The 215-nt window shown below is 48.4% G+C and carries 1 pseudogene; it reads right to left on the reverse strand.

The features are described 5' to 3' along the window. A pseudogene (locus KB213_RS12600) lies at positions 1-198 on the reverse strand (hypothetical protein); the annotation flags it as partial. Between the last annotated feature and the right edge of the window lie 17 nt (positions 199-215).

Here is a 215-nt window from a genome sequence, read left to right on the forward strand (position 1 = left end):
GGTGTTAGATACAAAGGTGTTACGAGCAGCGGCGTCAGATGTACCAGAAGTGTGCCCCTCTCCCACCCCGAGTTGAATACCATACACCCCACCACCAACTTTTATTGAATAAGGATTTGTCTCTCCAACGACAGGGCCGCCTAATTTTACTCCCTCAAACTCCATACAAAAATTCGGCTGGTAATTTTCACAAGCCAACCTCCCTCCTTCGCGAT

The sequence above is a fragment of the Neokomagataea anthophila genome (genome assembly GCF_018122595.1).
Taxonomy (GTDB): Bacteria; Pseudomonadota; Alphaproteobacteria; order Acetobacterales; family Acetobacteraceae; genus Gluconobacter; species Gluconobacter anthophilus.